Below are 9,969 nucleotides of genomic sequence, written 5' to 3'. Positions count from 1 at the left end.
AGGAAATCCACGGGTTCGTGGTGATCATGTTGGTGATCCACGCTACGCCGTAGAGCGTTCAATCATTATGAAGCGGAGGTTCCAGCTCTGACCAGACCTACCAAGCCCTACACCTCATATCGTCTAGCACCGCTAACCAAGCTCGCAGCAAGGGGATTCGGCAGCATGAGCGATAGGTGGCTAGTCGTATCCAAGCAACACGTAGGCGAGGTACGGGTGCGGCTTGTCCCGTTCCTCGATCCGGAACAGCGGGGGCAGACCTGAAGCTTCCAGCACTTGGATCTGCTCGGTGAGTAGTTCACCGGTTACCACCAAAAGCCCGGCGAAGCCCCAATCACTGGTGAACCAGTGTCGGAGGCATTCCAGAAGTTGCCGGTTGAGGTCGCTTCCGTCCTTGGGCCCGCGAGTCCAGAAGTAGACGGCGCCTTCAAAGTCCGTCCACCCCTTCTCACCCAGTGCAGTGATCTTCGCTGTCGAGAACATGGACGCATCCGTCGGCATGACGTAGACGCAGCCCAGGCAGAGCTTCTGGTCGTGGGTCATCACCGTGTAGGCGTACGCCCTGTTCTCGGAGTGACGTTCTTCCAGTCGCGCGAGATCCTGATGGTTGTCCTCGACCATGAACCCATCCTCCGGCCAGCCGGTCTGCTCCCAGTCCCGCAAGAAGTCCTTGCGCTCCATGACGGCCTCATAGTCCAGCTGCGCATCGGCGGCTCGAATAGGTCGCAGTAAGAAACTCTCGGTCACCAGTTCATCTGGGGCCTCAAAGCCACTATTGTGAAACGCCACTGCTCCTCCTATCCCCGCGCGCTATGAGAACCTCGCGACCCGGTTGCCCGCTGACCCGGATCCATGATGTCTCGCATCGTAGCGCAGCGTGACGTTCGATGCTCCCGTCCCATCCCGCCAGCGGCCGGATGGGTTGTCGAGGCACGTGCGGCAAGAGAGGTAGGGGAACCGTCCCGGAAAGTGTCCCCGGCGCGCGGTACATTGAATCTGATGAGTGAAGAACACGAAGTCGAGCCATCGGCCACCGAAGCGCCGCAGATCGACCCGGTAATCCAGCAGCACCTGGAGGACTACCTGGGCTATCTGCTGTACCAGCGCGGGCGTAGCGAGAACACCGTGCGTGCCTACGAAACGGACCTGCGATCACTCTTTGTCTTCCTCGCCAGCCAACGGGTCACCGGTTTGGACCAGGTGACGATCGAAGAACTGCGTGGCTGGCTCGTGCGGATGCAGGAAGAGGGCCTGGGCCGCACCACCATGGCCCGCAGGATCTCGGCGGTTAAGAACTTCTTTGTCTGGGCCGACCGGCAAGACCTCATCGCCGAGGACCCCGCGCTCAGGCTCCAGGCACCCAAGAAGGAACGCCGCCTGCCGCACGTCCTGCAAACTGGACAAGTTGAACGGCTGCTGACCGACATCAAGGAACCCCGAACGGCTCCGTCGACGTCGTCTCAGACCTCAGCGGATAATCCGGCGGGCCAGGACGGCGCCGCGCCCAGCGAAAAGGACGCAGCCGTGGCCGTACGCAACCAGGTCATTGGCGAGCTGCTCTACGCCAGTGGGCTGCGCATCAGCGAACTGGTGTCGCTCGACGTGGGTGATGTGGACTTCGAGCGGCGTGCCTTGCGGGTTCTGGGTAAGGGCAACAAGGAGCGCATGGTGCCCTTCGGGATTCCGGCCCAGCGGACACTGGAGTTCTGGCTGCGGCAGGCCCGAGAGGTCCTCGCCTCCGCCAATGCCGAGAACGCGTTGCTGGTCGGTGCCCGCGGCGGCCGGCTGAACGTACGCCAGGCGCGCAAGGTAATATCCGACGCCCTGGACAGGCTGGGGGATACCTCGGCCAGTGGCCCGCACGCCCTGCGGCACACGGTGGCTACGCACCTGCTCGACGGTGGGGCAGACCTGCGCGCCGTTCAGGAATTCTTGGGTCACTCCTCGCTGGCCACCACCCAGCTGTACACGCATGTCTCGGTGGATCGACTGCGCCAGAGCTACCAGCAGGCACACCCCCGGGCCTGACGATTCACCGAGTGTTTACCCGGAAGTAGGCTTTGGCTGGCGAAAACACCAGGTTTTCAGGCAAGATAGAACTAGCACATTAAGAAATGCTGAATCTGTTGCGGTTGACGTAGGGGAAGACGATCAACAGGTAACGGAGGATGGCATGTCTGCGTCAATGACCAGGGGAGTTGTGTTCATTCACTCGGCCCCTGCCGCGCTATGCCCGCATCTGGAGTGGGCTATCGGGTCGGTGCTCGAGCAGCCAGTCCGCTTGGACTGGACCGAGCAGGAAGCCGCACCCGGACTTCGTCGCGCCGAAATTCAGTGGACCGCCCCGCAGGGCACCGGTGCCATCTTGGCATCCGCCATGCGCGGCTGGCAGCACCTGCGCTTTGAAATCACCGAGGAACCCAGCCAAGGCTGCGACGGCAGCCGCTGGTCCTTCACCCCGGAACTGGGAATTTTCCACGCCACCGTTGATACCGCGGGCAACATCATGGTCAGCGAGGACCGTATCCGCTGGGCCTACGAAAAGGGCGACGGCAACCCCTCGGTCTTCTACCAGGAGATGTCCATTGCCCTCGGTGAGGCGTGGGACGAGGAGCTCGAACCCTTCCGCCACGCCGGCGACGGCGCCCCGGTGCGCTGGCTCAACCAGGTCGTCTAACTTCGACCCCGTATTTTCACTAGTCGTTCAAACCGCTAGTCATCAAGTCTCCGAGTGAGTTGTCACTGCCTGCTGGCACTGCTTGTTAACGAGAAGCCGGTGACGGCACGAGGGAGACCCGCATCGGGTCTACCTCGTGCCGCTTGGCATTTTCGTGAAGTCGCCATTCGATGGCGGTAAGCGCTGTTTCAGGACCGCCTGAGTTCGGTCAGCGGATCACGTCGAAGACGTTCTTCTGGATGCCGTTGGAGTAGGCCTCGGACTCCACCAGTTGCAGTCGCTGGGCCTCCAAGGGCTTGTCGCTGAACAGCCGCAGGCCCTCGCCGAGCAGGACCGGGAAGACCAGCAGGTGGTAGCGGTCCACCAGGCGGTGTTCCTGCAGACAATGCACCAGGGTGCCGCTGCCATGCACGATGATGGGCCCGCCGTCCCCGGCCCGCAGCCGGGCCACATCGGCCATGGAGCGCAGGATGGTGGTCTCGCCCCAGTTCTCCACCAGGTCGCGTTCCTCCAGCGTCGTGGAGACTACGTACTTGGGCTGGTCGTTGTAGTCGGCGAACTCCTCGTCCATGTCCGGCCAGACCCTGCTGAACTCCTGGTAGGTCCTCCGCCCCAGCAGCATGGCGGTGGCATCGGACTGTTCGGTGGCCTTCAGCTCGTAGGCGGCCTCATCGGGTTGCACCAGGTTGAAGGTCCAGCCCGAATGCCGGTAGCCGCTCTCCCCGCCGGGGGCCTGCATGACGCCGTCGAGGGAGATGAGGGTGGTGACGATGAGGGTACGCATCCTGAGCCTTCCGCACGTGAACGTTTCCTGCGGCTGAACGTGCCAGCCGGGTCCGGTGCTCCCAAACTACCGGCCGCGCCCCGCCTTGGGAAGGGGATCCGGCCCGGCTGGAGGCGGTCGCTCCCGCCCCTGGTGGGGATGCCAAAGGGCGGCCGGCTCCCGTGTTGGGAATCCGGCCGCCCTTGTACTGGCGTGCGTGGCTGATGCCGCTAGATGCTGCGGATGGCCACGACGGCGTTGTGCCCGCCGAAGCCGAAGGAGTTGTTCAGCGCCACGATCGAGCCCTCGCGCAGTTCCTGCGGCTGGCCGGTGACGACCTTCAGCGGAATGTCCGGGTCCTGGTTCTCCAGGTTGATGGTCACCGGGGTCTTGCGGTGGTAGACCGCCAGGGTGGAGAGCACTGACTCCACGGCGCCGGAGGCGCCGAGCAGGTGGCCCATCTGCGACTTGGTGGCCGAAACCCACACGTCATCCAGCGCATCGCCCAGGGCGGCGCGCAGCGCGGTGTATTCGGGCTTGTCGCCCACCGGGGTGGAGGTGGCGTGCGCGTTGACGTGCACGACGTCCTCGGGCTGGATGCGCCCGTCGAACATGGCGGCCTTCAGCGCGCGGGTGGCGCCCAGCCCTTCCGGGTCCGGGGCGGTGATGTGGAACGCGTCGGCGGTCACCGAGGAGCCGGCCAGTTCAGCGTAGATGCGCGCACCGCGGGCCAGGGCGTGTTCCTCGGCCTCCAGCACCAGGGCGCCGGCGCCTTCGCCCATAACGAAGCCGTCACGGTCCAGGTCGTAGGGGCGCGAGGCGCGCTGCGGGTCGTCGTTGCGCTTGGACAGGGCCTGCATGGAGGCGAACGCGGCGATCGGCATCGGGTGGATGGCCGCCTCGGCGCCGCCGACCATGACCACATCGGCCTTGCCGTTGCGGATCAAATCCAGGCCCACGTGCATGGCCTCGGTGCCCGAGGCGCAGGCGGAGACCGGGGTGTGCGCCCCGCCCTTGGCGCCCAGGTCCAGGGAGACGGCGGCGGCCGGGCCGTTGGGCATCAGCATCGGCACGGTCATCGGCAGCACGCGGCGCGGGCCCTTGGCCTTGAGCGTGTCCCAGGCGTCCAGCAGCGTCCACACTCCGCCGATGCCGGTGGCGAAGGCGACCGAGAGGCGGTCCGGGTCGACCTCTTCCAGGCCCGAGTCCTTCCAGGCCTCGCGGGAGGCGACCACGGCGAACTGGGTGGAGGGGTCCATGCGCTTCATCTCCACGCGGGAGAGGGTTTCGCTGGCCGGGTTCGAGGCGCGCGCGGCGAAGGTCACCGGCAGCTGGTATTCCTCGACCCATTCGTCGGTGAGGGTGGCGGCGCCCGAGACGCCCTTGAGGGAATTGGCCCACAGGGTGGGCACATCCCCGCCAATGGGGGTGGTGGCTCCCAGGCCGGTGATCACTACTTTGCGCGCCATCGTCTAACTCTCTACTGGGCGGGAAAACAAAAATCAGGGGGTGGGCCGCTCACGGCCCACATGCGTGGAAGGGGTGCTGCCACGCTCAGCGGCGGACGTGGTCCGGCAGGTAGCTACTGTGCTGCCGGACCACGTCACGCGGTGCGCCGGTACGTCGCTGCACCGGCGTGCGGCACTAGGCCTGGGCCGAAACGATGAAGTTGACGGCGTCGCCCACGGTCTTGAGGTTCTTGACTTCCTCGTCCGGGATCTTCACGTCGAACTTCTCTTCGGCGTTGACCACGATGGTCATCATCGAGATCGAGTCGATGTCCAGGTCCTCGGTGAAGGACTTGTCCAGCTGCACGTCTGCTTCGTCCAGGCCGGTCTCTTCGTTCACGATTTCGGCGAGGCCCGCCAGAATTTCTTCGTTGCTAGCCATGAAAGGCTCCTTTTCTTGTGTTGTGCCGGTACAACCGACGATGACTGGGCGGCACCGTCATCCCCGCCGGATCGCTCCGGGGCTGGGGGATGCCACCCGGCTTGGTGAAAACTTCACGTTGCCGTCAACTGTTTAGTTTATGGCAGTCGCACGACCTGCGCGCCAAAGACAAGCCCGGCGCCGAAGCCGATTTGCAGGGCCAGTCCGCCGCAGACCTCCGGATGTTCGCGGCGCATCCGGTCCATGGCCATCGGGATGGAGGCCGCGGAGGTGTTCCCGTTCTCGGCGATGTCCCGGGCCACGATCACCGAATCGGGCAGCTTCAGCTGCTTGACCATCTCGTCGATGATGCGCATGTTTGCCTGGTGCGGCAGGAACGCGGCCAGGTCGCTGGCCTCGATCCCGGCCTCGGTCAGGGCCTTGCGGGCCATCTTGGCCATCTCCCACACCGCCCAGCGGAACACGGTCTGCCCGTCCTGACGCAGCGTTGGCCAGCGCGGGGAGTCCGGCTGGGCGGCGTCGGCGGCTTCGCCCTGCGGGTCGGCGTCGCCCGCCCCGGCGGCCAGGGCCGAACCCAGCAGGCCTTCGCGCAGCTGTACCTGGGAGTGGGTCATGCCGATCGCGGACCACTTCGAGCCGTCCGAGCCCCACACCGAGGGGGAGATCCCCGGGGTGTCGCTGGCGCCGATGATCACCGCGCCGGCCCCGTCCCCGAGCAGGAAGGAGATGGTGCGTTCATGGTTGTCAATGTAGTCCGAGAGCTTCTCCGCGCCGATCACCAGCACGTTCTGCGCCAGCCCGGAACGCACCAGCGCATCGGCCTGGGCGACCCCGTAGCAGTAGCCGGCGCAGGCGGCGGAGATGTCATAGGCTGGGGCCGGGGTCATCCCCAGCGCGTCGGCCACCGCGGCGGCCGCGGAGGGGGTGGCGTGCGGGAAGGTGACGGTGGCGACGATGACCGCGTCGATCTGTCCCGGCTCCAGGCCGGTGTCGGCCAGGGCCGCCTGCCCGGCGGCCACGCACATGTCCAGCAGCGAGGTGTTCTCATCCGCACGGTAGCGGGTGATGATCCCGGTGCGCTGGCGGATCCACTCATCGGAGGAATCGATCCACTGGCACACGTCCTGGTTGGTCACCACCACGGTGGGCCGGTAGCTTCCGGTGCCCAGGATGCGGCTGTGGGCGTTTGGTGTCACCTGGTTCAGCACAGCGCTCATGTTCTCTTCTTTCCTCGCCACGTCGTATCGGTTCGCAGGGAACCGGGTTAGGCCACGTGCTCGTTGACGAACTTGCGGGCGTCCTCCAGGTCCTCGGGGGACTTCAGCGCCAGGGTCTTCACGCCCTTCAGCCCGCGGCGGGCCAGGCCCACCAGGGTGCCGGCCGGGGCCAGCTCCAGGATGCCGGTGACGCCCATGGCGGCGAGCTGTTCCATGCACTGGTCCCAGCGCACCGGGCGGGAGACCTGGGCGACCAGCGACGCCAGGTTCGCCTTGCCGTCGGCCACCGGCTTACCGTCGTAGTTCGACAGCAGCGGCACGGCCGGGTCGGCCGGGTCCAGCTTGGCCGACAGTTCCTTCAGCACGCCCACGGCCGGGGCCATGTGCTCGGTGTGGAATGCCCCGGCAACCTTCAGCGGGATGACCCGCGCCTTGGCCGGCGGGTTCTCGCTCAGCGCCTTGATCTGCTCCATGGTGCCGGCGGCCACGGTCTGCCCGCCGCCGTTGGCGTTCGCCGCGGTCAGCCCGTGCTGCTCGATGGCGGCCAGCACCTCCTGCGGGTCCCCGCCAAGCACGGCGGCCATGCCGGTGGGCTGTTCGGCGGCGGCCTCGGCCATCGCGTTGGCGCGTTCGCGCACGAAGGTCATCGCATCGCCCTCGCTCAGCGCCCCCGCCAAGGCGGAGGCGGTGATTTCCCCGACCGAGTGCCCGGCCAGCACGGTGTTCGGCGGCAGGGTGTCACCCAGCAGGGCGCGGGCGGTGACCAGCCCGGCGGCCACGATCAGCGGCTGGGCCACCGCGGTGTCCTTGATGGTCTGCTCATCGGATTCGGTGCCGTGGGCGATCAGGTCGCGGTCGGTGATCACCGACAGGTCCTGCAGATGGTCGCGCACACCAGCCACATGCAGCCAGTCGTTCAAGAATCCTGGGGTCTGGGAGCCCTGTCCCGGGCATACAATTGCTAGCACTCTTACAGCTTTCCAAATTGGGGACGGGTTGCGCTCATCATTTCGGCACCAAGCTGGCCGAACCTCTTTGTAGGAAGTCTACAAAACCACTGGGGCCGCTGTCGAAGGAAACCCGCCAATTTCGGCAGATGACACCCGCTGCACCTGTGCGCACCCTCCAAAGCTGCCCCGTCCGGCCGTGACTCTGGGCGGCCTCCCGTGCTTCGGGTCAGCGGCAGCGGTTTAGCGTCGGGCGTCACGCAGCCGCCCGACCATCAGCGCCGTCTGCAGCACGAACGCGTCGCGGGGGACCAGCGGGTCCCACCCGGTCACCTCGCTCACGCGCTTGAGCCGGTAGCGCACCGTGTTGGCGTGCACGAACAGTTCCCGGGCCGTGCCCTCCAGCGAATGCCCCAGTGCCAGGTAGCTGGCCAGGGTTTCGGTCAGCGCGTTCGCCGCGTGCTGCAGCGGCTGGTAGACCCGCTCATGCAGCGCATCCGCGGCCAGCTGGTCCCCGTTGACCACCCGTTCGGGCAGCAGGTCATCGGCGGCGATCGGACACGGCGCCTCCGGCCAGGCGGCGGCCGCGGCATACCCGGCCATCGCGGCCGTGGCCCCGTAGTGCATTTCCTTCACCGTGGGCGCCAGCGGCGAGTAGACCACCGGCCCCTCACCGAACAACCGGCCCAGCCGGCCCAGGTCCATCTCCTCGAACTTGGTGTCCGAGAGCATCAGGATCGACCGGTCCCCGAGGATCCCCACCAGCGAGTCCCGCCCGTAGCGGGTGGCGACCCGGCGCAGCGCGGAGACGAAGTTCACCGGGGGAGAGGAGGGGGTGGTGCCCACCATGATGCGGATGTTCGCCTGGGAGCGCCAGCCGATCGCGGCGAAACGCGAGGAGAGCGAGTCCTGGGATTCGCCGTGCAGCACCGCGTCCACCACGTGCGCCTCCAGGCGCGAATCCCACGCCCCGCGGGTCTCCGCGGCCCGGGCGTACACGTCGGCGGCGGCGAACGCGACCTCCCGCGAGTAGCGCAGCACCGCCTCGCGGACCTGGCCCTGCTCGGATTCGGCGACGATGTCCGGCACCTGGGATTCAACGACCTCCACGATGGTGCGCAGCAGCGCTAGTGCCTTTTGCAGGCTGATGGAGCGGGTCAGCTCGGTGGGCGCGGCCCCGAACACGTCGGTCATCACCCAGGCCGGGGTGGATTCGGGGTGTTCGTACCAGTTCACGAACGTGGAGATGCCCTTCTGGGCCACCAGGCCCAGGGCGGCGCGCTCCTCCGGGGCCAGGGAGCGGTACCAGGGCAGGGACTGGTCCAGGTACTTCAGCGCCGCGGTGGACAGCACCCCCAGATGGGATTTGAGCCGCTTGATGGTCTCCGGGCTCGGCTTGGCCAGCCGGCTGGGCCGTCCGCGCTGCAGCGAAGCTTCGGCCGTTTCATTCATGTCTATGAGCATATCGGTTCGATGCGCGGGCCACGTGTGCCAGACGGTTTCTGAGCTTGGGAAGCGGGCACGCGGCAGCTGCGGTGCCGTGGTGGCCGGGCAAATGGGAAACGGTGGCCACACGCTCCTTCACGGGGAAGGGGTGTGGCCACCGTTGAGAATCCCACCGGTTCACTGCCCCGGGTGGGGCCGTGAACCGGTGGGTGGGTGGTTAGGCGTCGCCGCCAGCGTTGCCCGAACGTCCCGCGTTGGGGTTGTTCAGGTCATACTTCTGATGCGCCTTGATCGGGGTATCGGCCGGGATCTCGCCCCGCTCGGCCAACGCCTGCAGGGTCTTGACGACCAGGGAATGCGCGTCGATCTTGAAGAACCGGCGCGCCGCGGCCCGGGTATCACTAAACCCAAACCCGTCCGCTCCCAAGGTGTGGTACTCACCGGGCACGTAGGGGCGCACCTGTTCAAGCACCGCCCGCTGGTAATCACTGGTCGCGATCACCGGGCCGGTCGCCGATTCCAGCTGACCGGTCAGGTACGGGGTCGGACGCGTAGCACCCGGGTCGTCCATGATGACCTGGTCGCAGTGCTGACCTTCCCGGGCCAACTCGTTCCACGAGGTCACCGACCACACATCGGCAGACACTGCCCATTCGGTGGCCAGGATGTCCTGGGCTTCCAACGCCCACGGCACCGCGACCCCCGAGGCCAGCAGCTGGGCGCGCGGCCCGTCAATCGAGGCTTCCTTGAGCAGGTAAATGCCCTTGATGATCCCCTCAACATCCACGTTTTCCGGCTCGGCCGGCTGAATGATCGGCTCGTTGTACACCGTCAGGTAGTACATCACGTTCGGATCCGGGTGTTCCCCGCCATACATGCGCTCCAGGCCTGAACGCATGATATGCCCGATCTCGTACCCGTAGGCCGGGTCGTAGGCCACCACCGCCGGGTTGGTCAACGCCAGCAGCGGGGAATGCCCATCAGCGTGCTGCAGCCCCTCACCGGTCAGGGTGGTGCGTCCAGCGGTCG

10 protein-coding genes are annotated in these 9,969 nt (G+C 66.4%); 2 read left to right on the top strand and 8 right to left on the bottom strand.

From position 1 onward, the window contains the following. Nucleotides 1-180: 180 nt before the first annotated feature. A complete protein-coding gene (locus RCJ92_RS13335) occupies nucleotides 181-789 on the bottom strand; it encodes a GNAT family N-acetyltransferase (RefSeq protein WP_446754800.1) in 609 nt (202 codons plus the stop codon). A gap of 210 nt (nucleotides 790-999) precedes the next feature. Here RCJ92_RS13335 and RCJ92_RS13330 point away from each other — a divergent pair, with 210 nt between their 5' ends. Together RCJ92_RS13330 and RCJ92_RS13325 are read left to right on the top strand one after the other, a co-directional pair. Further along, nucleotides 1,000-2,028: a tyrosine recombinase XerC gene (locus RCJ92_RS13330; protein ID WP_446754799.1), complete on the top strand. Its 1,029-nt coding sequence runs from the start codon at nucleotides 1,000-1,002 to the stop codon at nucleotides 2,026-2,028. Between the two features lie 145 nt (nucleotides 2,029-2,173). Further along, entirely contained in the window at nucleotides 2,174-2,677 is a 504-nt protein-coding gene (locus tag RCJ92_RS13325; RefSeq protein ID WP_054821238.1) for a DUF3145 domain-containing protein, read from the top strand. A gap of 208 nt (nucleotides 2,678-2,885) precedes the next feature. On the opposite strand, the gene RCJ92_RS13320 is transcribed toward RCJ92_RS13325, so the two are convergent. The 7 genes from RCJ92_RS13320 to RCJ92_RS13290 form a co-directional block, all read right to left on the bottom strand. Continuing rightward, entirely contained in the window at nucleotides 2,886-3,461 is a 576-nt protein-coding gene (locus RCJ92_RS13320; protein ID WP_360027495.1) for a dihydrofolate reductase family protein, read from the bottom strand. Between the two features lie 209 nt (nucleotides 3,462-3,670). Continuing rightward, a complete protein-coding gene (locus tag RCJ92_RS13315; protein WP_138178412.1) occupies nucleotides 3,671-4,909 on the bottom strand; it encodes a beta-ketoacyl-[acyl-carrier-protein] synthase family protein in 1,239 nt (412 codons plus the stop codon). A 175-nt stretch (nucleotides 4,910-5,084) separates the two neighbouring features. Further along, nucleotides 5,085-5,330: an acyl carrier protein gene (locus RCJ92_RS13310; protein ID WP_054821937.1), complete on the bottom strand. Its 246-nt coding sequence runs from the start codon at nucleotides 5,328-5,330 to the stop codon at nucleotides 5,085-5,087. A 137-nt stretch (nucleotides 5,331-5,467) separates the two neighbouring features. Further along, a complete protein-coding gene (locus RCJ92_RS13305) occupies nucleotides 5,468-6,547 on the bottom strand; it encodes a beta-ketoacyl-ACP synthase III (RefSeq protein WP_446754798.1) in 1,080 nt (359 codons plus the stop codon). 47 nt (nucleotides 6,548-6,594) lie between these two features. Then, on the bottom strand, nucleotides 6,595-7,515 hold the full coding sequence (locus RCJ92_RS13300; protein ID WP_346921981.1) for an ACP S-malonyltransferase: 921 nt from the start codon (nucleotides 7,513-7,515) through the stop codon (nucleotides 6,595-6,597). Between the two features lie 222 nt (nucleotides 7,516-7,737). Beyond that, the gene (locus RCJ92_RS13295) at nucleotides 7,738-8,946 is read right to left on the bottom strand and encodes a PucR family transcriptional regulator (protein ID WP_138178410.1); all 1,209 of its coding nucleotides are present in this window, start codon (nucleotides 8,944-8,946) and stop codon (nucleotides 7,738-7,740) included. 211 nt (nucleotides 8,947-9,157) lie between these two features. Then, a partial coding sequence (locus RCJ92_RS13290) for a transketolase-like TK C-terminal-containing protein (RefSeq protein WP_446754797.1) occupies nucleotides 9,158-9,969 on the bottom strand: 812 nt, incomplete at its 5' end.

The organism is Glutamicibacter sp. BSL13 (assembly GCF_052928425.1).
Note: the sequence above shows the minus strand (reverse complement) of the source record. Positions and strands in the feature narration are given on the sequence as shown.